This is a genomic window from Clavibacter sepedonicus (assembly GCF_000069225.1).
In the GTDB taxonomy this organism is placed as follows: domain Bacteria; phylum Actinomycetota; class Actinomycetes; order Actinomycetales; family Microbacteriaceae; genus Clavibacter; species Clavibacter sepedonicus.
The window spans coordinates 1,748,029-1,773,482 of record NC_010407.1 but is presented as its reverse complement, the minus strand read 5'-3'; the positions used below and the strand labels follow the sequence as shown (position 1 = coordinate 1,773,482).

Genomic DNA, 25,454 nt, shown 5'->3' with positions numbered 1-25,454 from the left:
GGCACCGCCGAGGGGTGCTCTTCTGTGTCGCGGAGGTGACTGTGCAGCCGGTCAGCGGGCGGCGCGGCGGCCTCGACGGCCGAGCCCGAGCCCGGAGACCGCGAGGGCACCGAGGCCGAGTCCCGAGACGAGCCACTCGATGTCGCGGCCCACGAGGATCGCCGGGGTGACGACGTCGGCGGTCGGCACGTCGACCACCATCGACCCGGCGGTGAACCACGGCAGCCGGTCGATGTCCCGGCCGTCCGGGCCGACGATCGCGCTGGTGCCGACGGTCGAGATGTTGACGACGCTGCGGCCCGTCTCGAGCGCCCGCATCCGGGCGATCGCCAGCTGCTGCACGCTCTCGTCGGTGCGACCGAAGTCGGCGTTGTTCGACTGGGCGAGGATGATGCCTGCGCCCTCGTGGACCATGTCGGTCGTCAGCTGGTCGTCGACGATGTCGAAGCAGATGGCGATGCCCGCGGTCACCCCCGCGACGTCCATCACTTGATCGGTGGTGCCCGGCGTGTACTCGCGCTGGATGAGGCCGATGAGGTCGGGCGCGAACGGCTCCCAGAACGCGCGGTCGGGCACGTACTCGCCGAAGGGCACGGGGTGCTTCTTGTCGTAGTGGTCGGTCGCCCCTCCCCCGGTCCATACGAGCGACTCGTTGTAGTAGCGGCCGTCGCGCTCCGTGACCGTGCCCACGACGAGCGGGGCGCCGAGCCGCGCGACCACGCGGTCGAGGGCGGCCGCCGAGCCGGGGTCGCGGAGCGGATCCGCGTCGGCCGCGTTCTCGGGCCACACGACCATGTCGACGTCGGCGTCCGAGGGGATCTCCGCCGTCGCGGCGAGGTGCGCGCGCAGGATGTCTCCGTAGCGCGCACCGTCGAAGTAGCCGGCCTTCGCGTTGCCCTGCACAGCGGCGACGCGGGTGGTCCCCGTGGTCGCGACCGGGAAGGCCGGGACCACGAGCACCAGGGCCACCGCGATCCCCGCGACGAGCGCCCGGGACGACCGCCGCACGCGCTCCTCGGCGGCGAGCTCCAGCAGCAGCGCGACGAGGAGGACGAGCACGAAGGAGAGCCCGGACAGACCGAGCCAGGTCACGAGGTGCGCGAACGGGCTCTCGGACTGGGACAGGGACACCCGGCCCCACGCGAAGCCGCCGTAGGGCCAGACCGCGGAGATCGCCTCCCGCGCGGTCCAGAGCCCCGCGACCGCGACCGGCAGCAGCACCACGCGGCCGGCGACCGTGGGGAACGCCCGCGGGATCCAGCGCGTCGCCGTCGCGATGGCGACCGCCCCGGTCGCGACGAACAGCGACTCCAGCGCCGACAGCGCGATCCACGGCACGGGCCCCAGGTACAGCGACGCCCACTCGATGTGGGTGAGGTAGAAGGCCAGCCCCGCGACCAGCCCGATGAGGAAGGCCGGCCCCGCGCGCCGTCCCCGCAGAGCGAGGAGCACGAGCGCGATGCCAGGGAACACGAGCGGCCACAGCCCGCGGTCGGGGAACGCGGCGTCCATCACGGGGCCCGACGCGGCGGCGGCGAGGAGCGCGCCCCACAGCGGCAGCGGAGGACGGACGGGCTCCGGGGACGCGATGCCGGCGGACGCCGGGACGGCACGCTCCCGACGGGGAGCCCGGGCGAGCGCGGTCACACCGACGAGTACGCGACGATGCCGCGCCGGATGCTGTCGAGCGCCGTGCGGGCGTTCCGGGAGACGGGGCCGTCGGCCACGATCGAGAGCTGGTCGAGCAGGTCGATGGTCTGCTTCGTCCAGCGGACGAAGTCGCCCGCCGCGAGGTCGGCCTCGTCGAGCACGGCGTCGAGGCTGCCGCCGCGCGCCCAGCGGTGCATCGGTGCGCACAGGCCGGTGGACAGCGGGTCGGTGGTGGGGAGGCGACGCTCGCGCTCGACGTCGTCGAGGCGCGACCAGATCTCCTCGGTGCGCTCGAGCGCCGCGCGGAAGGCACCGCGCGGGAGGTTGCGGTCGTTGCGGTCGCCCTCGTCGCGGAGCGGCTGGTAGACGAGCGAGGCGGCCATCGCGGCGAGGGCGGCGGGATCGAGGTCCACCCAGACCTGGGTGCGCAGGCACTCGGCGATGAGGAGGTCGCGGTCGCCGTAGATGCGCTTGAGCATCCGGCCGTTGGGGGTCGGCGCGACCTGTCCGTCGGCGGCGCGCTTGAGGTACCCGAGCGAGAGCAGCAGCTCGGTGACGCGGTCGAAGACCTTGGCCACCGCGTTGGTGCGGGTGCGGATCTGCTGCCCGAGCGCGTCCGTCTGCCGCTTGAGGCGCCACCAGCGCTCCGCCCAGCGGGCGTGCGACTCGCGGTCCTTGCACGCGTGGCACGGGTGCGCCTTCATCCGGCGACGCAGGTCGGTCAGCTGGCGCTGGCGCTTGTCGCGCTCGCCGTGCTGGCCCGGCTGCTGCATGTCGGCGCGGGCGGCGGTCGCGCGCTCGAGGTCGCTGAGCTCGCGGCGGAGGCCGGAGTACTCGCGGAAGTCCCCGAGGTGGCAGACCATGGCCTTCTCGTAGCCGGCGAGCGACTCCTCCTGCGTGCGGACCTTGCGCGCGAGGTCCACGACGGCGCGGTCGGCCTGGAACTGCGCGAACGACGACTCCAGCACCTCGCGCGTGCGCTCGCGGCCGAACTGGTCGATGAGGTTGACGGCCATGTTGTACGTGGGCCGGAAGCTCGAGTTGAGGGGGTAGGTGCGGCGCGAGGCGAGCGAGGCGACGGCCTGCGGATCCAGCCCGTCCTTCCACTGGATGACCGCGTGGCCCTCGACGTCGATGCCGCGGCGGCCGGCGCGACCGGTCAGCTGCGTGTACTCCCCCGGCGTGAGCGGCACGCGCGCCTCGCCGTTGAACTTCTCGAGCTGCTCGAGCACGACCGTGCGCGCCGGCATGTTGATGCCGAGCGCGAGCGTCTCCGTCGCGAAGACGGCCTTCACGAGCTTCCGCTGGAACAGCTCCTCGACGACCTCCTTGAAGGCGGGCAGCATGCCCGCGTGGTGCGCCGCGACGCCGCGCTCCAGACCCTCGAGCCATTCCCAGTAGCCGAGGACGGCGAGGTCCTCGTCGCGGAGCGTGCGGCAGCGCTCCTCCACGACGGCACGGATCTCGTCGCGCTCGTGCGCGTGGGTGAGACGGACCCCGGCGCGGAGCACCTGCGTGACGGCCGCGTCGCAGCCCGCCCGGCTGAAGATGAAGAAGATGGCGGGCAGCAGGTTCCGCTCCTCGAGGAGGGCGACGACCTCGGGCCGGTCCATGCGGCCGCGGTCCCACGGGCCGGGTGCCCGTCTACCGGATCCGCCGCCCGCTCCCGCCCGGCCCCGCGAGTGCCCCTGACCGCCGCGCACCCGGACGGCCTCCCGGCCGCCGCCGTGCGTCATGCGGACGAGCTCGGGGTTCACGCGGTGCGTCGCGGCGAGGCCGGACGAGTCGAAGAGGTCGAGCATGCGGTGCCGCACGATGACGTGCTGCTCGAGGGGCACGGGCCGCTCCTCGGAGACGATCACGTCCGTCTCGCCGCGCACGGCCTGCAGCCAGTCCCCGAACTCCTCGGCGTTCGACACGGTCGCGCTCAGCGAGATCATCCGCACGCTCTGCGGGAGGTGGATGATGACCTCCTCCCACACGGCCCCGCGGAAGCGGTCCGCCAGGTAGTGCACCTCGTCCATGATCACGAAGGCGAGGTCGCGGAGCAGGTCGGAGTCCGCGTACAGCATGTTGCGCAGCACCTCGGTCGTCATGACGACGATGCGCGCGCGGCTGTTGACGTTGGTGTCGCCCGTGAGCAGCCCCACCTCGTCGGGGCCGTACTCGGCCACGAGCTCGGCGTACTTCTGGTTGCTGAGGGCCTTCATCGGCGCCGTGTAGAAGATCTTCGCGCTCGGCCGCTGCATCGCGAGGTAGACCGCGAACTCGGCCACGATCGTCTTGCCGGCCCCCGTCGGCGCCGCGACGAGCACGCTGCGGCCGTTCTCCAGCGACTCGGCGGCGGCGCGCTGGAAGGGATCGAGGTCGAAGCGCAGGCCGCTCGCGAACGACTCGAGGAGCGGGAGGCTGCGGCGGGAGCGGGAGGCCGCGTAGCGTTCGGCGGGCGAGAGCTGGTCTGTCACGATGCCGCCATCCTAGGCTCCGGATCCGCGCGCCAGCCGGGCGCGGACGCGACGACGCCCGCCCCTCGCGGGACGGGCGTCGAGGCCGAGCGGGTCAGGACAGCAGGTCGTCCGTCATCGCGGCGGCCTTGCGCGCGCGGCGCCGGTCGTTGAGCAGCGAGATGCCGGCGGCGACCAGGTACAGCAGCGTCATCGGGACGGCCAGCAGGAACATCGACATGACGTCGGCGGCCGGCGTCGCGATGGCGCAGAACAGGATGATCAGCAGGATCGCGATTCGCCACGACTTGATGATCGTCGCGCCGGTGAGGATACCCATGAAGTTGAACAGCACGAGGAACACCGGCAGCACGAACGCGATGCCGACCGCGAAGACGAGCTTCAGCACGAAGTCGAAGTACTCGCGCGCCGTGATGAACGACGAGTCGCCCGCGCCCGCGAACTGCGTGAGCAGCGCGACGATGTGCGGCAGCACGAACCATCCTGCCGCGCATCCCGCGAGGAAGAGCGGCACGGCGGAGAAGAAGAAGCCGAACGTGTAGCGGCGCTCCGTCTTCGTGAGGCCGGGCACCAGGAACGCAAACACCTGGTAGAGCCACACGGGGCTGGAGATGATGAGGCCGACGTAGAGCGCGATCTGCAGGCGCAGGTCGAACGCCGACGTGATGGTCGGGAAGTTGAGGCTCGCGTTCCGCCCCTGCTCCTGGTTGATGGTCTCGATCGGCTGGCGCAGCGCCTCCAGCACGAACGAGGAGAGGAACCAGCCGGCCACCATCGCCAGGATGATCGCAACGCCCGCGATGAACAGGCGCTTCTTCAGCTCCAGCAGGTGCTGGACGAGGGACATGCGTCCCTCCGCGTCGCGCTTCTTCTGGCGGGGACGCTCGGTGGTGCTCACGGATCAGGCGCTGGGGCGGGAGTCCCCGCCGTCGCGCGGGGAGTCGTAGCGCGGAGCGTCGTAGCGGGGCTCGTCGACGCGGGACTCGCCGGGGCGCACGTAGTCGCGCGGGGCGGAGTCGCGGGGACGGTCGCGGTCGTCCGCGCGGTAGCGGTCATCGTCGCGGCGGCGGTCCTCGTCGCGGAGGTCGTCGCGACGGTCGGAGCCGCTCTCCTCCTTCATCGTCTTCACCTCGCCCTTGAAGATGCGCATGGACTGCCCCACGCTCTTCGCGAGCGCGGGCAGCTTCGTGGAGCCGAAGAGCAGCACGATGACGACGAGGATGATGACGAGGTGCCAGCCGGTCAGGTTTCCGAGCATGTGGTTCACGTTCCTTCAGGTCGGGGGGCCGGACAGTCGTTGTCGGGATCCGCGGCGAGTCTACCGTCGCGACCCCCGAGGACACCCTGCGTGGCATTGCGGTTCACCCGGATTTCCCCTAGGCGGCCACTGGTCCGCGATGAGGTCCTCCCGATGCGGGGTCTTCGGAGCCCGGCCCCGCGGCGCTCGGTCCCGCAGCTCAGTCGGCGTCCTCGTACGCCGCCGCGGCGCGCTCGGCCCACTCCGCCACCGCGGCGCGCGCCTCGGGCGGCGACGTGACGACCACGACGCCCGCCATCCCCGCGACCAGGCGCACGAGGCCCTGGTAGTGGGCGACGCGCACCGTGACGGCGACGCGGCCGGGGCGACCGGCGACGGGCTCGGGCCGCTCGTCGCCCACGAAGTCGCCGAGGAGCGGGAGCGCCGACTCCGCGACCTCCAGCGTGACGCGGAGGTCGTCGGGGCTGGGCTCGAAGAGGGTGTCGCCGAGCACCACGTCCTGCGGCCGGTGCTCGGGCGGGAGGTCGGTGACCACCAGCTCGTCGAGGCGGTCGAGGCGGAACGTGCGGACGGCGCCGCGCGCCAGGTCCCAGCCGCGGAGGTACCAGTCCTCGTCCATGGACTCCAGGCGAAGCGGATCCACGACGCGGCGCTCCGTGCCGCCCCGCGGGCTCCGGTAGTCGAACTCGACGCGGCGCTCGTCCGCGATGGCGCGGCGGAGGTCCTCGCGGGTGCCGTCGCCTGCTCCGGCCGCCACGGCGACCTGGCTGGGCTGCGCCGAGGATCCGCGCGCCAGCTTCGCCATGAGCTGGCCGACCAGGTCGAGGTCGCTCGCGTCCGCCTGCGACGAGACGTACTGCAGCCCGGCGATGAGCGCGGCCGCCTCGCGGGCCGAGAAGCGCGGCGAGTCGTCGATGGCGACCATGTGCGTGATGACGATCTGGTCGTTGTCCTCGAAGTCGTCCCAGGCGATGTCGAAGAGGTCGCCGTGCTGGTACGACGAGGTGGAGCCCGGCACGCCGGACACGGCGATGAGGCGCACGGCCTGGCGGATCTGCTCGGGCGGCACCCGGAAGTGCGCGGCCGCCTGGCTGACGCTCACGCGTCCGTGGTCGGTGAGGTAGGGCACGAGGGCCAGCAGGAACGCCAGCTTGTCCTGCGCCTGGAGCGGCGCGGCGCGGTCGGTCATGAGGCGTCCTCCCGGTGGGCGGCGATGGTCTCGGCGAGGCGCGCGCGAACGGCGTCCCGCAGCTTCGGCGGCGCGATCACCCGGGCCTCCGGGCCGAGGCCCGCGACCTCGTCGGCGAAGAGGTTGGTGTCCGAGTAGTGCACGCGGAGCCGCCCGTCGCCGAGATCCTCCGTCCCGCGTCGCCGGCGGAGGCGGATATCCGCGTCGGACCCGGGAGCCACGGCCACCTCCCCCACGCCGTTCGCCCACACGCGGTCGAGGTCGGCGAGGGCGCGCTCGGCGTGGTCCTCCCCCTCGGGGACGAAGGCGCGGCTGGTCACGCGGACGCGGTCGACGATGCGCGACAGCAGGAACGTCCGGGGTCCGTCGGCGTCCTGGTCGATGCCGTGCAGGTGCCACCTGCCCTGGTGCTGCACGAGCGCGAGGGGTGCCACGGTGCGGATCCGGGCGGCCCGCTCCCCCGGCTTGAGGTATCCGAAGGAGACGAGGACGTGCCGCTCCAGCGCGACGCTGAGCGGCGCGAAGGCCGCCTCCCGCGTGCGCACGCGGGGCGCATAGCCGATGACCGGGTCGTCGGACTCCACGCCGAGCGACCACAGCTTGATGAGCGCGCGCCGCGACTCCCCCGAGAGCGACCCCTCGCGCCACACCATGGCGGCGAGGTTGAGGAGCGTCGTCTCCTCCGGCGTGAACGACAGGTCGGCCGGGAGCTCGTAGGCGCCGCGCGGGATCCGGTACCGCAGGAGCTGGTTGTTGCCCTCCTGGCCCGGGGGCTCCACCGTCTCCAGCGGCACGCCGAGGTCGCGGATGTCGTCCTTGTCGCGCTCGAACTGGCGCTCCAGGTTCGCGTTGTCGCCGCCGGCGCGGTAGCGCTGCCGGTACCCCTGGACGCTCGAGAGGACCTCGTTCTTCGTCAGGCCCTGCTCGGTGGCGAGCAGCGCCAGGACGAGGCTGAAGAGGCGCTCCTCGACCGGCACGGTCGGACGGCGGGATGTCTCGGGCACGCGGTGTTCCTCACGTCGGTGCATCCCCCGGCCGGTGGCGATGCGTCGTTACTTGGTGGTGCTCGTTCCGAGGATATCCACCACGTAAACGAGCGTGGACCCGGCGGGCACCTTGGCCGAAGCCTGGTCGCCGAAGCCGTCACCTGGGGGGACGACCGCGATGACCTGGTCGCCGACGTGCTTGCCGACGAGCGCCTTGGCGAGGCCAGGCGTGACGACGAGCGAGGAGGCGGCTCCCGTCGAGGGCGCGGACGTGGTGGCGGTCGCGGGCACCTGCAGGGGTCCGCCGCCCGTCCAGCTGGATCCGAACACGGCCTGCTTCTCGGCCGACGTGCTCGTGCCCCAGACGACGCCGGTGTACTGCAGCGTCACCGTGTCGCCGTCGCCGACCTCGGCGCCGTCGCCCGCGCGGAGCAGCGCGTCGCGGTACTCGGTGGGCGGCGTGCTCGGCGGGATGGTGATCCCGGGGACGCCGTCGTCCGTCGTGACGACGGACGGGAAGCCGGCCTGGGCGGGCCGCGGCTCACCGGTGGCCTTCTCCGGGAACGACGACGTGATGTCGACGATGAGGACGAGGCCATCGGTGGCGGCGAGGCCCTGGGCCGAGAGGTCCTGGCCGGGGAAGACCGTGGACACGGGGACCGTGACCGCGAGACGCGAGCCGACGGGCATGCACGTCATCGCGTCCTCGAGGTACGGCAGCGACTCGTGCAGGGAGGCCGGGGTGAACAGCGGCGAACCGGTGGTGCGGGCGTTGGGCGCGATGCGCGCGTAGTCCGCGAGGTCCTTCCCGGTCTTGCCGTCGACGATGGAGGCGGCCGCCGTGATGCCCTGGTGCGGCTGCACGCGAGCCCCGTCGCCCTCCACGATCGTGGAGACCTCGACGCCCGAGGGCTTGAGCGGCGTGGGGAACGTGACGGAGGCCGGCGCGCTGCCGACGTCTCCCGTCGCGGTGACCGTGCTCGACGACGTCCCGGCCTGGGCGAGGGGCGTGCAGCCCTCCGCCGCGTCGGATCCGGACCCGGAGGGGCTGCAAGCGGCGAGCGTCAGGACGAGTCCTGCGCAGACGGTGAGCGCGGCGGAACGGCGCACGTGACTCCTCTTTCGGTGGTGGGGGCGGCCGGCACGCACCCGCGTGATCGGCCTTGTCATCCTAGGCGGTGGGGTCGCCCGGCTCCGGCGCAGCGGTCGCGTCGTCGGGGACGGCACCGTCGCCCGACTCCGCCGCGTCACGGGCGCCCGCGAGCTCGGCGCCGTGCTCCGCGATGCGAACGCGCTTGCGCAGGACCTTGTCGCTCACCCGGCGCTCGCCGAGCGATCCGGGGGTCCAGGCCTCCATGTCCTCGTCGCTGAAGTCGGACTTCGACGCGCGGCGCTTGAGCTGCGGCAGGACGGATCCCGGGGCCAGGCGGCGGGCGGTGATGAGGAAGCCCGTGTGCCCGATCATGCGGTGCTCGGGACGGACGGCGAGCCCCTCCACGTGCCAGCCGCGGATCATGGTCTCGCTCGCGTCGGGGTTCGTGAAGAGCCCCGAGTCGCGGAGCGCCTCCGCGACGCGCGACAGCTGCGTGACGGTGGCGACGTAGCAGAGCAGGACGCCGCCGGGCGTGAGCGCCTCGGCCACCGCGTCGACGCACTCCCACGGTGCGAGCATGTCGAGGATCACCCGGTCGACCGAGTGCGGCTCGGTGACGGTCGGCAGGGCCTCCGCCAGGTCGCCGAGGGTGATGGACCAGTTCTCCGGGCTGTGGCCGAAGTAGCTCGAGACGTTGCCGCGGGCCACGTCCGCGAACTCCTCGCGGCGCTCGAAGGAGAGCAGCGTGCCGGTGGGACCCAGGGCGCGCAGCAGCCACATCGACAGGGCGCCGGATCCGACACCCGCCTCCACGACGGTCGCTCCGGGGAACACGTCGGCGAGGCCGAGGATCTGGGCGGCGTCCTTCGGGTAGATGATGGCGGCCCCGCGGGGCATCGACATGACGACGTCGGACAGCAGCGGCCGGAGCGCGAGGCACTCGATGCCCGCGCTGTTCTTCACGACGCTGCCGTCGGGCAGGCCGATGAGGTCGTCGTGGTCGATCATTCCGCGGTGCGTGTGGAACACCTTGCCGGGCTCGAGCAGGATCGTGTTGAGGCGGCCCTTGGGGCCCGTGAGCTGCACGCGGTCGCCCGCGCGGAAGGGCCCGCTGAAGCGCGCGGCAGCGGTGTCGACGGTCATGCGCGCACCTCGTCGCGGATCGGGGCCGCGGTGCCGCGGCGGTCGGCGTGGGCGGCTTCGACGTCGGCGAGCGTGCGGCCGGCGAGCGTGTCCCAGAGCACGTAGGCGTCGTCCGCGGGCAGCGGCACGTGGTGCGGGACGGCGACGACGGTCGCGCCCGACGCGGTGGCGGAGGCGACGCCCGGCACCGAGTCCTCGATGGCGACGCAGTCGCGGATGTCGACGCCGAGGAGCCCGGCGGCGGTGAGGTAGGCCTCGGGGTGCGGCTTGCTGCGGGCCACGTCGTCGCCGGCGACCACGTGGTCGAACGCGTCGAAGGGCACGGCGTCGGCGACCTGGCGCGCCATCCGGCCGATGCTCATGGTGACGAGCGCGGTGGGGATGCCGGCCTCGCGGATCTCCCGGAGGAGCTCCCGCGCGCCCGGGCGCCACGGCACCTCGACGAGGATCTGCTCCATCACGCGGTCGCTCAGCCGGTCGATGATCTCCGCGGCGGGCAGGTCGACGCCCGCCTTCTGGAGGATCCGCGCCGAGTCGTCCAGCCCGTTGCCGACGAGTCGGAGCCCGTCCTCGTGGGTCCACGTGCCGCCGAAGGAGCCGACCAGGGCCTCCTCCGCCACCATCCAGTAGGGCTCCGTGTCCACGATGGTGCCGTCCATGTCCCAGAGGACGGCCGCGGGTCTGTTGCTGATCACGGGGAGCGAGTCTACCGGCGAGGCGCTGCGTCCTAGGATCGTACGATGACCGCCGGCCGGGCGGCCGGAGGGCGAGACGGAACGGGAGTCACGTGGCGGATGCCGAGAGGTTCGTGAGCGGACGGCTGCTGGTCGTCGCCTTCGAGGGCTGGAACGACGCGGGCGAGGCCGCCAGCGGAGCGGTCCGGGCGCTGAAGGAGCTGCTCGACCTCGAGGCTGTGTCGTCGGTGGACCCCGAGGACTACTTCGACTTCCAGTTCAACCGCCCCACCATCGGCTTCGCGGAGGACGGCACCCGCGAGCTCGAGTGGCCGGGCGCCACGCTCTACGGCCCGAAGGACCCGCGTCGGCCCGCCCAGGACCTGGCCGCCGACGCGCAGCTGGGCGTGAGCGGCGACAACGGCGGCAGCATCCACCTCCTCCTGGGCGTCGAGCCCTCCCGGCACTGGACGGCGTTCACGACCGAGGTGCTGGACGCCGCGCGCGCCGCCGGCGTCGAGGGCGTCGTGCTGCTCGGCGCGCTGCTCGCGGACGTGCCGCACACGCGCCCCATCTCCGTCTACTCCACGAGCGAGAACGCGGCCGTGCGGGCCGAGCTCGGCATCGAGCGGAGCACGTACGAGGGGCCCGTCGGGATCCTCAGCATCATCGCCCAGCGCGCCGAGGAGATGGGCATGCCCACCGTCTCGCTCTGGGCCTCCGTTCCGCACTACGTGCACAGCGCGCCGTCGCCGAAGGCCACGCTCGCGCTCATCGACAAGCTCGAGGAGATGGTCGACGTGGTGATCCCGCGTGGCGAGCTCATCCAGGAGGCCGCGACGTGGGAGGCGGGCATCGACCAGCTCGCCGGCGAGGACGAGGACATGGCCTCCTACATCCAGCAGCTCGAGCAGGCGCGCGACACGGTCGACTCCCCCGAGGCGAGCGGCGAGGCGATCGCGCAGGAGTTCGAGAAGTACCTCCGCCGGGGCGACGGGCCGCGCGGACGCGGCGACGAGCGGCCCGAGGAGCCGTGGCGGCCGAAGGACCCCAAGGACCCGAAGGACCAGTAGGCGCCGAAGGACCAGTAGGCGCCGAAGGACCGGTGGGGCCGAGGGGCCCAAGGGCCGAGGCGCCGAGGGGCCGGATGACCTGCGGTGCCGCGGGTCAGGCCGCCGGGCTCCCGAGCCGCACACCGAGGAGCGCGTCCACCGCGGCCAGCTCGACGGGCGTCGCGGGGACGCCCGTGGCGACGCGGAGGTCGAGCAGCAGGATCGCGCCCGGCGTGTCGAGGTCCTCGGAGAGGCGCTCGCGGACGAGCTGCACGAGCTCGCCGGGCTCCCCCGCGTCGGCGCCCGCCGTCGCCGACGCGTCCGCGGCAGCTGCCCACGCGTCCCACGCGGCGAGGCGCGCCACGGACTCCGCGAGGAGCTCGTCGGTCCATTCCCAGTCCGCGCGGTAGTGCTGCGCGAGGAGCGCGAGGCGGATGGCCCGAGGATCCACGCCCGCGGCCCGCAAGCGCGACACGAGCACGAGGTTGCCGAGCGACTTGCTCATCTTCTCGCCCTGGTAGGCGACCATGCCGCTGTGCGCGTAGACGCACGCGAAGTCCTCGCCCGTGAGGGCTGCCGCGTGGCCGGCCGACATCTCGTGGTGCGGGAAGATCAGGTCGGATCCGCCGCCCTGCACGGTGACCGGACGGTCGAGCTTCCGCAGCGCGATGACGGCGCACTCGATGTGCCAGCCGGGCCGGCCTCGGCCGACCACGCTGTCCCATGCGGGCTCGCCCGCGCGCTCGGCCCGCCAGAGCAGCGGATCCAGCGGGTCGCGCTTGCCGGGCCGCTCCGGGTCGCCGCCGCGCTCGGCGGACAGCGCGGCCATGGTGTCGAGGTCGTAGCCGCTCTCGTCGCCGAGTGCCCAGGGTCCGTCCTCACCGGCGCGGGCGACGTCGAAGTAGAGGTCCTGGGCTCCGGCCACGACCGCGTCGGGCGTGGCGACCGGATAGGCCGTGCCGCGTCGCACGAGCTCGGCGACGGCGGACGCGACCTCGTCCACGACCTCGGTGACGCCCACGTAGGAGTCGGGCGGCAGGATCCGCAGCGCCTCCATGTCGGTGCGGAACAGCTCGACCTGCTCGGCGGCGAGGTCGCGCCAGTCGACGCCCGTGGCCGTCGCGCGCTCGAGCAGCGGGTCGTCGACGTCGGTGACGTTCTGCACGTACGCGACGTCGTAGCCGCGGTCGAGCCAGACGCGCTGGAGCGTGTCGAACGCGAGGTAGGTGGACGCGTGGCCGATGTGGGTGGCGTCGTATGGCGTGATGCCGCAGACGTACAGGCCCACGCGGCCGTCGCCCGTGCACTCGGCGGGGCGGACGGATCCGGCGCTCGTGTCGAACACCGACGGGACGGGCGGCTCCCCCGCGACGGCGGGGACGACGGGGCGTGGCCAGGCGCGCACGGGATCAGGCCGCGATCGCGCCGGTGCCGAGGAGCACCAGGAGCACGACGCCGAGGGCGACGCGGTAGACCACGAAGGGCATGAACGTGCGCGTGGAGATGTAGCGCATGAGGCCGGCGATGACGGCGAGGCCGACGACGAACGCGATGAGCGTCGCGACCGCGGTCTGCCCCGCGCCCGCCTGGCCGGTCTCGTCGAAGCTCTTCACCAGCTCGTAGAGGCCGCTGCCGAACACGGCGGGCACGGCGAGCAGGAACGAGTACTCCGCCGCGACCGGCCGGGAGTAGCCGAACGCGCGGGCGGCCGTGGTGGTGGCGCCCGAGCGGGAGACGCCGGGGACGAGCGCCAGGGCCTGCGCGATGCCGATGCTCACGCCGTGCCCGTACGTCATGTCCTTCTCGAGGCGGTCGCTGCGGCTGAAGCGGTCGGCGAGGCCGAGCAGAATGCCGAAGACGATGAGCACGATCGCGACGATCCAGAGGGAGCGGAAGGTCGTGCGGATGGTGTCCTGGAATAGGTATCCGGCGATCCCGATGGGGATCGTGCCGATGATGACGAGCCAGCCCATGCGCACGTCCGGGTCGCCCTTCGGCATGCCGCCGCGGAGCGAGCGGAACCAGGCCGAGAGCACCTTGCCGATGCGCTTCCGGAAGAACACGATGACCGCGAGCTCGGTGCCGAGCTGCGTGATGGCGGTGAACGTCGCGCCCGGGTCGCCGCCCATGAACAGCCCGGCGATGCGGAGATGCGCGCTCGAGGAGATGGGCAGGAATTCGGTCAGGCCCTGGACGAGGCCCAGGATGATCGCCTCGAGATAGCTCAAGCGTGCGCTCCACGTGTCGGGTGGCCCACCTGGGGCTCGGATCTAGTAGTTCAGGAGCAGGTCCCGGAGGACCTGCCTCCCGAAGACTAGTGCGTCGAGCGGGACCCGCTCGTCGACGCCGTGGAACATGGACGGGAAGTCCATGGACGCCGGGAGCTTGAGCGGCGCGAAGCCGTAGCCGGTGATCCCGAGCAGGCTCAGCGCCTTGTTGTCGGTGCCGCCGGAGAGCATGTAGGGCAGCACCTCGGCCTCGGGGTCGTGCGCGCCCAGGGTGGCGACCATGGCCTCCACGAGCGGCCCCTCGAAGGGGTTCTCGAGGCCGACGTCCTGGTGCACGATGCGCACCTCGACGCCCTCGCCAGCGAGTTCGCGGACCCGCGCGAGCACCGCGTCCTCCTCGCCCGGCAGGACGCGGATGTCGATGAGCGCCTCGGCCGTGTCGGGGATCACGTTGTGCTTGTAGCCGGCGCGCAGGAGCGTCGGGTTCGTGGTGGTGCGGAGCGTCGCGGCGATGAACTTCGAGGCCGTGCCGGTGGCGATCGCGAGGTCGTCCGGCGTGACCTGCTTCGGGTCGGCGCCCACGATGCGGGCGATCTCGTCGAGCAGCTGGCGCGTCGTGTCGGTGAGGTGGACGGGCCACTCCTCCATGCCGATCCGGGCGACCGCACCGGCCAGGCGCGTGACGGCGTTGTCGCGGTTGACCTGCGAGCCGTGGCCCGCGGTGCCGGTGGCGACCAGGCGGATCCAGACGAGGGCCTTCTCGCCCGTCTGCAGCAGGTACGCGCGCTTCCCGGCCAGGTCGATGGAGTAGCCGCCGACCTCGCTGATGGCCTCGGTCGCGCCGGCGAACCACTCGGGCCGGTTCTCGACGACGTACGCGGAGCCGAGCACGCCACCCGCCTCCTCGTCGGAGAAGAAGCCCATGATCAGGTCGCGCTCGGGGGCGCGGCCCGAGGTGATGATCTCCTGCAGCGCGGTGATCATCATCGCGTCCATGTTCTTCATGTCGACGGCGCCGCGGCCCCAGAGCATGCCGTCCTTGATCACGCCGGCGAACGGGTCGACCGTCCAGTTGGCCGGGTCGGCGGGCACGACGTCGAGGTGGCCGTGGACGACGAGCGCGGGCTTGTCGCGGTTGCGCCCCGGGATGCGGGCGAGGACGCTCGTGCGGCCGGGCGCGGCGTCGATGAGCTCGGGCGTGAGCCCCAGATCCTTGAGGTGCTGCTCGACGTACTCGGCGGCCTCCGTCTCCCCCTCCGACCGGCCCTCGCCGTGGTTGGTCGTGTCGAACCGGATGAGGTCGCGGGCGACGCGGGCGGTGGCGTCGAGGTCGTCGGGGAGCGTGTCGGTCATGGGTCCACGCTATCGAGGCCGGACGCGGCGTCCTGCCGCCGGGTGGTCGGGGAGCCTCCCGGGCCGTGCTAATGTCGTCTCTCGGCAGCCGGAGACGGCGGGCCGCACATCCTGTCCGGATGGCGGAATTGGTAGACGCGCTAGCTTGAGGTGCTAGTGCCCGTATTAGGGCGTGGGGGTTCAAGTCCCCCTTCGGACACACACGAGAGCCGGTCGGATCCACGAGGATCCGGCCGGCTCTTCCTCGTTCCCTGCTCCTTCGGTCGGCACCCGGCTACAGTCGCACTCGGCCCATGCGGGTCCCCCGACCCGAGAGCGAGATCCGATGACCGTCGTCGACAGTGCCGTGTACGTGGACGGTGTCCGCACCGCGGATCCCGAGAGTCTCGACGAGACGTTCGAGGTCATGCGCGCGCGCCAGGGCCTCGCGTGGATCGGCCTGTACCGGCCGGACCCCGAGGAGCTGCACCGCGTCGCCGACGAGTTCGGCCTGCACCCGCTCGCCGTCGAGGACGCGCTCAGCGGGCACCAGCGCTCGAAGATGGAGCGCTACGGCGACACCTGGTTCGTGGTGCTGCGCCCCGCGCGCTACCTCGACGCCGACGAGCGCGTCGAGTTCGGGGAGCTGCACGTGTTCGTCGGGCCCGACTTCGTGGTCACCATCCGGCACGCGGAGTCGCCCGACCTCTCCGCGGTCCGCCATCGGCTACAGGAGGACCGCGAGCTCCTCGCGCTCGGACCGCGCGCCGTCATGTACGCGATCCTCGACCAGGTCGTCGACGAGTACGGCCCCGTCGCGTCGGGCCTCGAGGACGACGTCGACGAGGTCGAGGACCAGATCTTCGGCGCCGACCCCGACGTCTCCCGCCGCATCTACGCGCTGATGCGCGAGGTCACCGCGTTCCAGCGGGCGACCGCGCCGCTCGGCTCCATCCTCGACGACCTCCGCCAGCGCGCCGAGGAGCACGACGTCGACCTCGAGCTCCGCCGCGGCTACCGCGACGTGCACGACCACGTCATCCGGGTCGCCGAGCGCGCGGACGCGTTCCGGACCCTGCTGCAGAACGCGCTCACCGTGCACACGACGCTCGTCGGCCAGCGCCAGAACGACGAGATGAAGAAGCTCACCGAGACGAGCCTCGCCCAGAACGACCAGGTGAAGCGGATCTCCTCCTGGGCCGCGATCCTCTTCGCGCCCACGCTCGTCGGCACGATCTACGGCATGAACTTCGTGAACATGCCGGAGCTGAAGTGGACCTACGGATATCCGCTCGCGCTCGGCCTCATGGTGCTGATGGGCGTCATCCTCTACGCGGCGTTCCGGAAGCGCGGCTGGATCTGATCCCCGGGCCGGTCGGGCGTCCGACGCGGCGCTAGGGTGACGGGATGCGCGTCGTCGTCATCGGAGCCACCGGCCACATCGGGACCTTCCTCGTCCCCCGACTCGTCGACTCCGGGCACGACGTCGTGGCCGTCAGCCGGGGCACGCGCGAGCCGTACCGGCAGTCGCCGCTCTGGGACCGCGTCGAGCGCGTGCGCGTCGACCGCGACGCAGAGGACGCGGCGGGCACGTTCGCCGACAGGATAGCCGCGTTGGCCCCCGAGGTCGTCGTCGACCTCGTCTGCTTCACCCCGGCGTCAGCACGCCACCTCGTCGAGGGGCTGCGCGGCCGCGTGCGCCACCTCGTGCACATCGGCAGCATCTGGACCCACGGCCTCAGCACCGCCCTCCCCCTGCGCGAGGACGACCCGAAGGAGCCGTTCGGCGAGTACGGCGTGCAGAAGGCGGAGATCGAGCGCTACCTGATCGCGGAGTCCAGGGGAGGCGGCCTGCAGTGCACGGTCGTCCACCCCGGCCACATCAGCGGCGGCGGCTGGCCCGTAATTACCCCCGTGGGCAACCTCGACCCCGCCGTCTGGACCGCGCTCGCCGCCGGGGACCCGCTCGCCGTGCCGGGATCGGGCAGCGAGACCATGCACCACGTGCACGCCGACGACGTCGCGCAGGTCGTGCAGCTCGCCATCGCGAACCGCGAGACGAGCGTCGGCGAGAGCTTCCACGCCGTCTCGGATCGCGCGCTCTCGGTGCGCGGATTCGCCCGGGCGGCGGCCGCGTGGTTCGGCCGCGAGCCCGAGCTGGAGCACCTCGACTGGGACGGCTTCCGCGCCCGGACCGAGCCGGATCACGCCGACGCCAGCTGGCAGCACCTCAGCCGCAGCCACGTCGCGAGCATCGACAAGGCCCGCGACGTGCTCGGCTACGTGCCGCGGTACACGAGCGAGGAGGCCGCGCGCGAGGCGGTCGAGTGGATGGTGCGCGCGGGCGAGCTGGACGTGCCGCTCCCCCGCTGAGCCCCGCCGCCGCCGACCGGCGGCATCCGGCACGCGGCCTCAGACGAAGCGCGCGTCGAGCACCAGCCGCGTGCGCACGGCGAGCAGGCGCTCGGCGTCCATGGCGCGGAGTCCGGGCAGTCCGGCGGCGACGTGGTCGGCGAGCAGCGTGCGGGCGACCGCGTAGGCCGGGAGCGCGTGCGGGTCGTCGGCCGCGTGCAGGACGACGGGCGCGGCACCGAGGACCCCGGACGGCAGCGACAGCACGAGGCCGACCACGGGCACGTCCATCTCCCGGGCGAGAGCCCGGGCCCGGCCGTCGAGTCCCCGGAGCACGGCGTCGCGGGCCGACGGGTCGGTGGCGGCGGCGGACCCACCCGGCACCGACTCGACCGCGACGAGCCCCTGCGGCCCGAGCACGAGGTGGTCTATGGCGTCGCCCGAGCGCGGCACGGCGACGCCGTTCCAGAACGCGTACGACGGCCCGAGCTCCATCAGCTCGCGCGCCGTCTCCTCCTGCGCGACGGCCGCCCGCAGCGCCTCGGAGGCCGCCGGCGGCACCTCGGCGACGAGGTCCGGCGCGTAGGCGTCGGCCTCAAAGCGCCGGCGCAGCCCCTCGAGGCGGGCGAGGCGCGCGCTGTAGGCGGCCATGAGGTCGGGGTAGGCGCGGACGGCCCGCTCGTGCGCGAGCACGTCCGTCTGCAGCTGCTCCGCCGCGTGCCGACGCGGCTCCTCCGCGCGGAACCAGGCGCGTCCGAGCGGGCCCGCGGCGACGAGGCCCGCGGCCGCGCCCCCGACGAGGCCGACCGCGGCGGCCAGCGCGCCGAGCCCGGAGACGAGGATGACGAGAGCCAGCAGGACGGCGACCACGGGCGGCGCGATGGCGCGGGCGCGCCGGACGTAGGGCTCAGGCCGGTCGGACAGCGCGCGGCCGCCGCGAGGCGGGACGGGCGCAGCGGGCACCGACGGCTCCTCGGGATCCGCCAGCCACTCGCGCACGAGGGACAGGTAGCGGAGGCGAGCGAACCCGCCGGGGTGTCCGAAGCTGCGGGTGCGCGCGGCGGGACGCTCGCGCGGGGCACCGGGACGACCGCGTCGGGACGCCGGATCCCAGGCGTCGCCCGTCGAGCTCGAGCCGGGCGATGCGGGGTGGGCGCGGCCGACGGGATCCTCGGGGGCCGGGGCCTCGCGGAGCGTGCGCTCGTAGCGGGCGCGGCTCTCGGGATCCCCCACCGCCTCGAACGCGTCGCGCACGGCCTGGAACTCGTCGGCGCTGCCGCCCATGTCGGGGTGGGCGTCGCGCACGCGGCGGCGGTACGCCCGGCGGATCTCGTCCTGCGATGCGGACGGCTCGACGCCGAGCACGGCGTACGCGTCGGCATCGCGCGACGGGACGGGCATCGGTGGCTCCTCGCGGGAACCGGTCGGGCGGCTCCCAGGGTCACGAGCGTAGGCGAGCGCGCCTGGGCGACGCCCGAGCGCGCCTCCGAGACGACCGGCACCGCGACGACAGCGCGCGCGCCCGCCCGCGGCGCGCGCGTGATACCACCGACGTGCGGGCGATGGCGAACTTCGCGCATCCGGGTCGCCTGCGTAGGGTGGGCCACTGCCGATGCCCCTCCCGGTGACCGACCCATCCTGAGGAGACCGACATGTGGGACTTCCTGTCCTCCCGCGCCGACCAGATCGCGTTCTCCGCGTGGCAGCACCTCAGCCTCGTCGTGCAGTGCCTGGTGCTCGCGACGGTGATCGCCGTGGGGATCGCGGCGCTCGTCTACCGCAGCCGCCCGCTCAGCTCGCTGGCCAACAGCGTCTCGGCGATCGGGCTGACGCTGCCCGCCTTCGCCCTCGTGGGGCTGCTCATCGCGCCGCTCGGCTTCGGCGTCGCGCCGGCCATCGCGGTCGTCACGTTCTTCGCCGTCCTGCCCATCCTGCGGAACGCGGTGGTCGGGCTCACGGGGATCGACCCCTCGATCGTGGAGTCCGCGCGCGGCATCGGCATGGGCCGCGTCCGCACGCTGCTGCGCGTCGAGCTCCCGCTCGCGTGGCCCGTCATCCTCGGCGGGATCCGCGTGTCCGCCCAGATGGTCATGGGCATCGCCGCCGTGGCCGCCTACGTGCTCGGCCCCGGTCTCGGCGGCTTCATCTTCTCCGGGCTCTCCCGCCTCGGCGGCGCGAACTCGACCGAGTCCGTCCTCACCGGCGTCATCGGCGTCGTCCTGCTCGCCCTCCTGCTCGACCTCGTCCTCGTCGGCATCGGTCGGCTCACCACTCCGAGAGGCATCCGTGTCTGAGACCACCACCACCCCCGAGATCAGCGGCCGCTCGATCCTGCTCGACGGCGTCACCAAGCGGTACCCGGGACAGGCGAAGCCCGCCGTCGACGGCATCACGCTGGAGATCCCCGCCGGCAAGATCGTCATGCTCGTTGGCCCGTCCGGCTGCGGCAAGACGACGACGCTCAAGATGATCAACCGCCTCATCGAGCCCACGGAGGGCCGCGTCGTCCTCGGCGACGAGGACGTGACGGGCATCGACGGCGACGAGCTGCGGCGGCGCATCGGCTACGTGATCCAGGCCGGCGGGCTCTTCCCGCACATGACCGTGGCCGCGAACATCGCGGTGGTGCCGAAGATGCTCGGCTGGGAGGCCGCCCGCATTCGCGCCCGCGTGGACGAGCTGCTCGAGCTGGTGTCGCTCGACCCCGAGCAGTACCGCGACCGGTACCCGAAGGAGCTCTCCGGCGGACAGCAGCAGCGCGTCGGCGTCGCCCGGGCGCTCGCGGCCGACCCTCCCGTGCTCCTCATGGACGAGCCGTTCGGCGCCGTGGACCCCATCACGCGGCAGCGCCTGCAGGACGAGCTCATCCGAATCCAGGCCGAGCTGCAGAAGACCATCGTCATCGTCACGCACGACTTCGACGAGGCCGTGAAGCTCGGCGACTGGATCGTCGTCTTCGCCGAGGGCGCGCGCATCGTGCAGTACGACACCCCCGAGCGGATCCTCGCCGAGCCAGCCGACGCGTTCGTCGAGGAGTTCATCGGCTCGGGCGCCGGCCTCAAGCAGCTCACGCTCCGCCGCGTGGACGAGGTGCCGCTCGCCGACGCGGTCATCGCGTACCCGGGCGACCAGGCGCGCGACGTGCTCGCCCGCATGGACGAGGTCGGGCACCAGCACGCGGTGGTCGTCGACGCCCGCGAACGGCCGATCCAGTGGCCGTCGCGCCGCCAGCTCGGCCGGATCGACGTGATCGGCGCCGTCCCGGAGCCGCGGCTGCCGGTGATCGGCGCCCGCGCGACCCTCAACGACGCGCTCGACACGATGCTCGTCTCGAGCGCGGGCGCCGCGCTCGTCACCGGCCGCGGCGGGGCCTTCCTCGGCGTGATCGACGTCGAGACCGTCATGGACGCCATCACGAGCGCCCGGGCGTCCGCGGCCGGCGGCGTCGACGGTGCACCCGTCGGCACGAACACGGGCACGATCGGCACGGTGGGCGCCGACGCGGCCCGGGCCGAGCAGTCGGCAGGATCCGTCGCCCCCGAGTCGCCCGCCGCGCGTGACGGGCAGGCCGGATGAGCGCCGTGACCGACGCCCGCACCGACGCCGTCGGCGGCGCGCAGGGCTGGCGCGGGCTCATCGCGCAGCCCGTCGCGATCGCCGCGGTGCTCGGGGCGTACCTCGTCTGGCTCGCCGTGGCGCCGCTCACCGCCGTCGAGCGCACCACGCTCGCGCCCGCCGCGCTCGGGAAGTCGACGCTCGAGCACCTCGCGCTCACGTTCTCGGCCGCGGCGATCGTGCTCGTGATCGCGATCCCGCTCGGCGTCCTGATGACCCGTGGTCGCCTGCGGCGCTTCTCCCCGCCCGTGCTCGCCGTGGCGAACTTCGGCACGGCCGCCCCGGCGATCGGCCTCGTGGTGCTGCTGGCGATGCTCGTGCCGAACGGCTTCGTCGCGAGCCTGGTCGCGCTCGTCGTCTACGCGGCGTTGCCCGTGCTCGGGAACACGATCCTCGGCATCCGCGGCGTCGACGAGCGCCTCGTCGAGGCCGGCCGGGGCATGGGCATGAGCCGGGCCGCGGTGCTGTTCCGCATCGAGCTGCCGCTCGCCGTCCCCGTCATGCTCGCCGGGATCCGCACCGCCCTCGTGCTGCTGGTGGGAACCGCGGCGCTCGCCGCGTTCGTCAACGGCGGCGGGCTCGGGATCCTCATCACCACGGGCGTCAACCTCTACCTCTACCCCGTGCTCGTCTCGGGTGCCCTGCTCATCGCGCTCCTCGCGCTCGCCATCGACTGGCTCGGCCGCGTCGTCGAGCACGTCGCCCGCCCGAAGGGACTCTGACCGTGTCGCCCCTCCCCCGCTCCGCCCGCCTGCGTCGCGCGCTCGGCGTGCCCGCGCTCGTGGCCGCGGCCCTCGCCACGCTCACCGGCTGCGGCCTGCAGCCCGCGACGGCCTACGTCCCCGACACCGCGCCCGGCTCCATCCAGCCGCTCGACCTGCCGGCCGGCGCGCACCTCACCGTCACGTCGAAGAACTTCACCGAGCAGCTGATCCTGGGCAAGATCGCCGTGATCGCGGCGAAGGCGGCCGGCTTCGACGTCACCGACCAGACGAACGTGCCGGGCAGCGTGCCGGCCCGCGAGCTCATGACGAGCCACGGCGCCGACATGACGTGGGAATACACGGGCACCGCGTGGCTCAGCTACCTCGGCGAGCCGAAGGGCATCCCGGACCAGCGCGCCCAGTACGAGGCGGTCCGCGACGCCGACGCGGCCAACGGGCTCACCTGGCTGACCCCGGCGCCGCTCAACAACACCTACGCGCTCGCCATCCGGAGCGAGGAGGCCGACCGGCTCGGCATCACGAAGCTGTCGCAGATCAAGGATCTCCCCGTCGACGAGCGCACGTTCTGCGTGGAGGCGGAGTTCAACTCGCGCTCCGACGGGCTGTCTCCGCTGCTGGAGACGTACGGCATCCCGCGCGGATCCGCCGACGGCGTGCCCGACGGCAACGTCTCGATCTTCGACACGGGCGCGGTCTACACGGCCACGGACCGCGGCACGTGCGAGTTCGGCGAGGTCTTCACGACCGACGGCCGCATCGACAAGCTCGGCCTCACGATCCTCCAGGACGACCTCGGCTTCTTCCCGGCCTACAACCTCGCGCCCGTGCTCGACTCGGCGACCCTCGCCGAGTACCCGGGGCTCCAGGACGTCTTCGACCGGATCTCCCCCGTCATCACCGACGACGCCCTCCGCGAGATGAACCTCCGGGTCGACGACCAGGGCGAGGAGCCCGCGGACGTGGCCTTCCAGTTCATGGTCGACCACGGGTTCGTCACCGCGCCCTGACCTCGACCGCCTCGTCCCGGGCGAGGACATGCAGCTCGGCGCGGATCCTCGCGCGGAGTTCGGCGTGCCCGTCGCCGAGCGCTGTCGCGGGATCCCGCCACCGCTCGGCAGCGTGCAGCCAGACGGGTCGCGCGACGAGCTCGGGCGGCTCCCACGCGTACCGAGGCCAGACGTGCGCGTGGACGAAGGCGTCGGCGTTGCCCAGCACCTCGATGTTGACGCGCCGGAAGCCCGGCACCAGGTCGCGGCAGGCCCGCTCGACGGCTGTGGCGAGGAGATCGGCGTCGGCGAGGAACCGGACCCGCTCGGCCCTCGGCATCTCCGCGAAGGCGGTCGCGGTGGGGTCCGTCCCGAGCAGCACGCAGTAGCCGGGGAGGAACTGCACGTCGCCGATGACGGCCCATCCCGCGCCCAGCTCCGCGAGGACCGTGGGGTTCTCGCCCCTCCGGGCCGACCCGATCCGGTCCTCGCGCCAGTCCATCCGCGACACAGTAGCCGAAGTGCCGGATCCACTCGCGTGCGCTAGCTGTACTGGGTCATGACGTTGGTGACACTCGGGCCGCGGGCGTGAGCCCGTGGCTTGAGTGGATTCGTTCAGTGTTGTAGTGCTCGATGAAGGGGTCAAGCGCGTCGGCCCGGTGTTGGTTGCTGGTGAAGGGTTGCCGGTAGGCCCACTCGGTCGCGAGGGTCCGGTTGAAGCGCTCGACCTTGCCGTTCTGCCAGGGGCAGTGCGGGCGGATGAACTTCTGCCGCGCGCCCAGGTCCTGGACGGCGTTCTTGAACGCGGTCGAGTGCCGGTAGGCGAACGCGTTGTCCGTGATGACCCGCTCGATCCGGGTGATCCCATGCCCGGCGAAGTACGCCGCTGCGCGGGTCAGGAACCCGGCCGCGGTCGCGCCTTTCTCATCGGGATGGATCTCCGCGTAGGCGAGACGGGTGTGGTCATCGACCGCGGCATGGACGTAATCGAACCCGATCCCGCGGCCGCGGACCTGCTCGCTGCGCCCGTGGACCCGCCAGCCGCCTCCGTCCGGGATCCTCCCGAGCTTCTTCACGTCCACGTGGATCAGATCACCCGGATGCTCGTGCTCATACCGGTGCGCCGTTGACCGGGATGCCCGGATCACGGCCCCGGTGACGGGGTCCAACCATGCCAACGGCGGCGCCCCGTGCCGGCGCAGGATGCGGGAGATCGTACGGGATGGAACACCTGTCACCGGCGCCAGCCGCGCAGGACCCGCCCGCAACTGGGCCCGCGCTTCCAGCACGGCCCGTTCCCGCTCCGGGCTCGTTCGCCTCGGTACTGACCGGGGCCGCGATGACCGATCCGTCAGCCCTCGCAGCCCCTCGGCACGGAACCGGTTCACCCATCGATGCGCGCACTGCCGCGACACCCCCAGCTCCCGCGCGACGTGCGCGACCGGCCGACGATCCTCCACCACCCGCCGCACGAGGAGAACCCTCCCGTGAACCGTCAGACGAGCATTACCGTGGGACATCGAGGCCTCCTGGCGATGGTTGAACTGAACAGCTCCATCAAGCCAGGAGGCCTCTTCACACGCCCCGAAGTGTCACCAACGTCACGGCCGAGTACAGCTAGCGCCGCCAGCCCGTGCGGATCCATGACGCCCTCGCGGCCCGCATGGCCCCTGGTGGTCGCCGAACCGCGGCGGCTCCGATGGCGGTCCCGAGCCCCTCCCGCGCTCGGTGGACGATGCCCTTGTCGGAACGTGGATCCGACGCGTCGTCCGAGTGGTGCGCCTCGCCGTCGGCCTCGTCCACGACCTTCGGCCCGGGTGAGGCTGCGCCGTCCGGGGGCCGCGCCCTCCGACACGGCGCGCCGATCGGCGCGGTTCAGCCTGCCGGGCGACCGGAGACGACACGCGTCTGGTCGTCCTCCACCTCCGCCTCGGCGTCCTCCGTCCGGGCGACCAGGCCCGCGGCCCGCATCGCCTGGAGAGCGCCCGTCACCTGCGCGTCCGCCACCTCCACGAGGACGGTGCCCGTCGGCGCGAGCCACTCCCGGCCTTCGGCGGCCACGCGGCGCAGCACGTCCAGCCCGTCCTCCCCGCCGTCCCGCGTGACCTCGGGCTCGTGGAGCCGCGCCTCCGGGGGCATGAGCGCGAGTCCGACGCGCGGCACGTAGGGCACGTTCGCGACGAGGACGTCGATCCGGCCCCGCAGCTCCGGGGGCAGCGCCGCCATCAGGTCGCCGCGGTGCACCGCGGCCCCGCGCGGGACGAGGTTCTCCGCCGCGCACGCGACCGCGGCGGGATCCACGTCGGCCGCGTGCAGGACCGCCCCGGGCACCTCGTCCGCGACGACCGCGCCGATGGCTCCCGAGCCGCAGCACATGTCGACGACCACCGCGTGCCCGGTCCGCCGGGTCGCCTGCGCCGCCGCCTCGACCGCGGCTCCGGCCAGCTGCTCCGTGCGCCGTCGCGGGACGAACACGCCGGGACGGACGATGATCCGCCGCCCGGCGAAGGCGACCCAGCCGAGGACGGTCTCGAGCGGCTCCCCCGCCACGCGGGCGGCCGTCATGGCCGTGAGCGTCGCCGCCCGCGCGTCGCCGCTGCCGCCCGGTCCGGCATCGGGGTGCCGTGCCGTCGCCTCTCGGATGAGGAGGGCGGCCTCCTCCTCGGCGAAGACGCATCCCGCCGCCCGCAGCCGCTCCACGAGGAC

Annotated in this window: 23 protein-coding genes and 1 tRNA gene; 8 read left to right on the top strand and 16 right to left on the bottom strand. The window is 73.0% G+C overall.

The window, feature by feature from the left end; all coding sequences use genetic code 11:
- Window positions 1–51 precede the first annotated feature (51 nt).
- The 9 genes from lnt to CMS_RS08315 form a co-directional block, all read right to left on the bottom strand.
- Window positions 52–1,647: an apolipoprotein N-acyltransferase gene (gene lnt / locus CMS_RS08355; protein WP_012299041.1), complete on the bottom strand. Its 1,596-nt coding sequence runs from the start codon at window positions 1,645–1,647 to the stop codon at window positions 52–54.
- Window positions 1,644–4,115, bottom strand: a complete 2,472-nt coding sequence (locus CMS_RS08350; protein WP_012299040.1) for a DEAD/DEAH box helicase — start codon at window positions 4,113–4,115, stop codon at window positions 1,644–1,646. Before CMS_RS08350 ends, lnt begins: the two co-directional genes overlap by 4 nt.
- Window positions 4,116–4,209: 94 nt before the next feature.
- On the bottom strand, window positions 4,210–4,962 hold the full coding sequence (tatC, locus tag CMS_RS08345) for a twin-arginine translocase subunit TatC (RefSeq protein WP_012299039.1): 753 nt from the start codon (window positions 4,960–4,962) through the stop codon (window positions 4,210–4,212).
- 54 nt (window positions 4,963–5,016) lie between these two features.
- Window positions 5,017–5,373 (bottom strand): Sec-independent protein translocase subunit TatA, encoded by a 357-nt coding sequence (gene tatA, locus CMS_RS17505; protein WP_041464547.1) that lies wholly within the window; start codon window positions 5,371–5,373, stop codon window positions 5,017–5,019.
- Between the two features lie 199 nt (window positions 5,374–5,572).
- Window positions 5,573–6,562 (bottom strand): helix-turn-helix transcriptional regulator, encoded by a 990-nt coding sequence (locus CMS_RS08335; RefSeq protein WP_012299037.1) that lies wholly within the window; start codon window positions 6,560–6,562, stop codon window positions 5,573–5,575.
- Window positions 6,559–7,566, bottom strand: coding sequence for a helix-turn-helix transcriptional regulator (locus tag CMS_RS08330; RefSeq protein ID WP_041464546.1), 1,008 nt, complete (start codon window positions 7,564–7,566; stop codon window positions 6,559–6,561). The genes CMS_RS08335 and CMS_RS08330 overlap by 4 nt, the downstream gene beginning before the upstream one ends.
- Before the next feature lie 48 nt (window positions 7,567–7,614).
- The gene (locus tag CMS_RS08325; RefSeq protein ID WP_012299035.1) at window positions 7,615–8,658 is read right to left on the bottom strand and encodes an FKBP-type peptidyl-prolyl cis-trans isomerase; all 1,044 of its coding nucleotides are present in this window, start codon (window positions 8,656–8,658) and stop codon (window positions 7,615–7,617) included.
- A 61-nt stretch (window positions 8,659–8,719) separates the two neighbouring features.
- Window positions 8,720–9,784, bottom strand: a complete 1,065-nt coding sequence (locus CMS_RS08320; protein WP_012299034.1) for a tRNA (adenine-N1)-methyltransferase — start codon at window positions 9,782–9,784, stop codon at window positions 8,720–8,722.
- Window positions 9,781–10,479, bottom strand: coding sequence for an HAD family hydrolase (locus CMS_RS08315; RefSeq protein ID WP_012299033.1), 699 nt, complete (start codon window positions 10,477–10,479; stop codon window positions 9,781–9,783). Before CMS_RS08315 ends, CMS_RS08320 begins: the two co-directional genes overlap by 4 nt.
- A 92-nt stretch (window positions 10,480–10,571) precedes the next feature.
- Here CMS_RS08315 and CMS_RS08310 point away from each other — a divergent pair, with 92 nt between their 5' ends.
- Entirely contained in the window at window positions 10,572–11,531 is a 960-nt protein-coding gene (locus CMS_RS08310; RefSeq protein WP_012299032.1) for a PAC2 family protein, read from the top strand.
- 94 nt (window positions 11,532–11,625) lie between these two features.
- On the opposite strand, the gene mshC is transcribed toward CMS_RS08310, so the two are convergent.
- Genes mshC through CMS_RS08295 form a run of 3 tightly spaced genes read right to left on the bottom strand, consistent with a single transcriptional unit; the run spans window position 11,626 to window position 15,091 of the window.
- Window positions 11,626–12,915: a cysteine--1-D-myo-inosityl 2-amino-2-deoxy-alpha-D-glucopyranoside ligase gene (gene mshC, locus CMS_RS08305; protein ID WP_041464545.1), complete on the bottom strand. Its 1,290-nt coding sequence runs from the start codon at window positions 12,913–12,915 to the stop codon at window positions 11,626–11,628.
- Between the two features lie 4 nt (window positions 12,916–12,919).
- Window positions 12,920–13,738: an undecaprenyl-diphosphate phosphatase gene (locus CMS_RS08300; protein ID WP_041464544.1), complete on the bottom strand. Its 819-nt coding sequence runs from the start codon at window positions 13,736–13,738 to the stop codon at window positions 12,920–12,922.
- Between the two features lie 42 nt (window positions 13,739–13,780).
- A complete protein-coding gene (locus CMS_RS08295) occupies window positions 13,781–15,091 on the bottom strand; it encodes a M20/M25/M40 family metallo-hydrolase (RefSeq protein ID WP_012299029.1) in 1,311 nt (436 codons plus the stop codon).
- Window positions 15,092–15,204: 113 nt separating this feature from the next.
- Between CMS_RS08295 and CMS_RS08290 the strand changes: the two genes are divergently transcribed.
- From CMS_RS08290 to CMS_RS08280, 3 genes are all read left to right on the top strand, one after another.
- Window positions 15,205–15,290, top strand: a tRNA-Leu gene (locus tag CMS_RS08290).
- A 126-nt stretch (window positions 15,291–15,416) separates the two neighbouring features.
- Window positions 15,417–16,433 (top strand): magnesium and cobalt transport protein CorA, encoded by a 1,017-nt coding sequence (locus tag CMS_RS08285; protein WP_012299028.1) that lies wholly within the window; start codon window positions 15,417–15,419, stop codon window positions 16,431–16,433.
- 44 nt (window positions 16,434–16,477) lie between these two features.
- Window positions 16,478–17,443: an NAD-dependent epimerase/dehydratase family protein gene (locus tag CMS_RS08280; protein WP_012299027.1), complete on the top strand. Its 966-nt coding sequence runs from the start codon at window positions 16,478–16,480 to the stop codon at window positions 17,441–17,443.
- Window positions 17,444–17,482: 39 nt separating this feature from the next.
- Here the strand turns inward: CMS_RS08280 and CMS_RS08275 are convergent, their stop codons facing one another.
- Window positions 17,483–18,823: a J domain-containing protein gene (locus CMS_RS08275; RefSeq protein WP_012299026.1), complete on the bottom strand. Its 1,341-nt coding sequence runs from the start codon at window positions 18,821–18,823 to the stop codon at window positions 17,483–17,485.
- Between the two features lie 251 nt (window positions 18,824–19,074).
- On the opposite strand from CMS_RS08275, the gene CMS_RS08270 reads away from it, so the two are divergent.
- The 4 genes from CMS_RS08270 to CMS_RS08255 are packed head-to-tail and all read left to right on the top strand — an operon-like array spanning window position 19,075 to window position 22,769.
- The gene (locus CMS_RS08270; protein ID WP_012299025.1) at window positions 19,075–19,716 is read left to right on the top strand and encodes an ABC transporter permease; all 642 of its coding nucleotides are present in this window, start codon (window positions 19,075–19,077) and stop codon (window positions 19,714–19,716) included.
- Complete coding sequence (locus tag CMS_RS08265) at window positions 19,709–20,998, top strand: ABC transporter ATP-binding protein (protein ID WP_041464543.1); 1,290 nt, start codon at window positions 19,709–19,711, stop codon at window positions 20,996–20,998. Before CMS_RS08270 ends, CMS_RS08265 begins: the two co-directional genes overlap by 8 nt.
- Window positions 20,995–21,759: an ABC transporter permease gene (locus CMS_RS08260; RefSeq protein ID WP_041464542.1), complete on the top strand. Its 765-nt coding sequence runs from the start codon at window positions 20,995–20,997 to the stop codon at window positions 21,757–21,759. The genes CMS_RS08265 and CMS_RS08260 overlap by 4 nt, the downstream gene beginning before the upstream one ends.
- 2 nt (window positions 21,760–21,761) lie before the next feature.
- The gene (locus CMS_RS08255) at window positions 21,762–22,769 is read left to right on the top strand and encodes a glycine betaine ABC transporter substrate-binding protein (RefSeq protein WP_012299022.1); all 1,008 of its coding nucleotides are present in this window, start codon (window positions 21,762–21,764) and stop codon (window positions 22,767–22,769) included.
- Here CMS_RS08255 and CMS_RS08250 read toward each other — a convergent pair.
- From CMS_RS08250 to CMS_RS08240, 3 genes are all read right to left on the bottom strand, one after another.
- Entirely contained in the window at window positions 22,756–23,250 is a 495-nt protein-coding gene (locus tag CMS_RS08250) for a diadenosine tetraphosphate hydrolase (protein ID WP_041464541.1), read from the bottom strand. The genes CMS_RS08255 and CMS_RS08250 overlap by 14 nt on opposite strands.
- Window positions 23,251–23,305: 55 nt before the next feature.
- A complete protein-coding gene (locus CMS_RS08245; protein WP_012296860.1) occupies window positions 23,306–24,268 on the bottom strand; it encodes an IS481-like element IS1121 family transposase in 963 nt (320 codons plus the stop codon).
- 355 nt (window positions 24,269–24,623) lie between these two features.
- Window positions 24,624–25,448: a putative protein N(5)-glutamine methyltransferase gene (locus tag CMS_RS08240; protein ID WP_012299020.1), complete on the bottom strand. Its 825-nt coding sequence runs from the start codon at window positions 25,446–25,448 to the stop codon at window positions 24,624–24,626.
- Window positions 25,449–25,454: the final 6 nt, after the last annotated feature.

Coding starts and splice junctions, on each gene's coding strand:
- tatC (WP_012299039.1), bottom strand. CDS start 4,962: ATGTCCCTCGTCCAGCACCTGCTGGAGCTGAAGAAGCGCCTGTTCATC.
- tatA (WP_041464547.1), bottom strand. CDS start 5,373: ATGCTCGGAAACCTGACCGGCTGGCACCTCGTCATCATCCTCGTCGTC.
- CMS_RS08335 (WP_012299037.1), bottom strand. CDS start 6,562: ATGACCGACCGCGCCGCGCCGCTCCAGGCGCAGGACAAGCTGGCGTTC.
- CMS_RS08320 (WP_012299034.1), bottom strand. CDS start 9,784: ATGACCGTCGACACCGCTGCCGCGCGCTTCAGCGGGCCCTTCCGCGCG.
- CMS_RS08295 (WP_012299029.1), bottom strand. CDS start 15,091: ATGACCGACACGCTCCCCGACGACCTCGACGCCACCGCCCGCGTCGCC.
- CMS_RS08285 (WP_012299028.1), top strand. CDS start 15,417: ATGACCGTCGTCGACAGTGCCGTGTACGTGGACGGTGTCCGCACCGCG.
- CMS_RS08280 (WP_012299027.1), top strand. CDS start 16,478: ATGCGCGTCGTCGTCATCGGAGCCACCGGCCACATCGGGACCTTCCTC.
- CMS_RS08275 (WP_012299026.1), bottom strand. CDS start 18,823: ATGCCCGTCCCGTCGCGCGATGCCGACGCGTACGCCGTGCTCGGCGTC.
- CMS_RS08270 (WP_012299025.1), top strand. CDS start 19,075: ATGTGGGACTTCCTGTCCTCCCGCGCCGACCAGATCGCGTTCTCCGCG.
- CMS_RS08260 (WP_041464542.1), top strand. CDS start 20,995: ATGAGCGCCGTGACCGACGCCCGCACCGACGCCGTCGGCGGCGCGCAG.
- CMS_RS08250 (WP_041464541.1), bottom strand. CDS start 23,250: ATGGACTGGCGCGAGGACCGGATCGGGTCGGCCCGGAGGGGCGAGAAC.
- CMS_RS08245 (WP_012296860.1), bottom strand. CDS start 24,268: ATGTCCCACGGTAATGCTCGTCTGACGGTTCACGGGAGGGTTCTCCTC.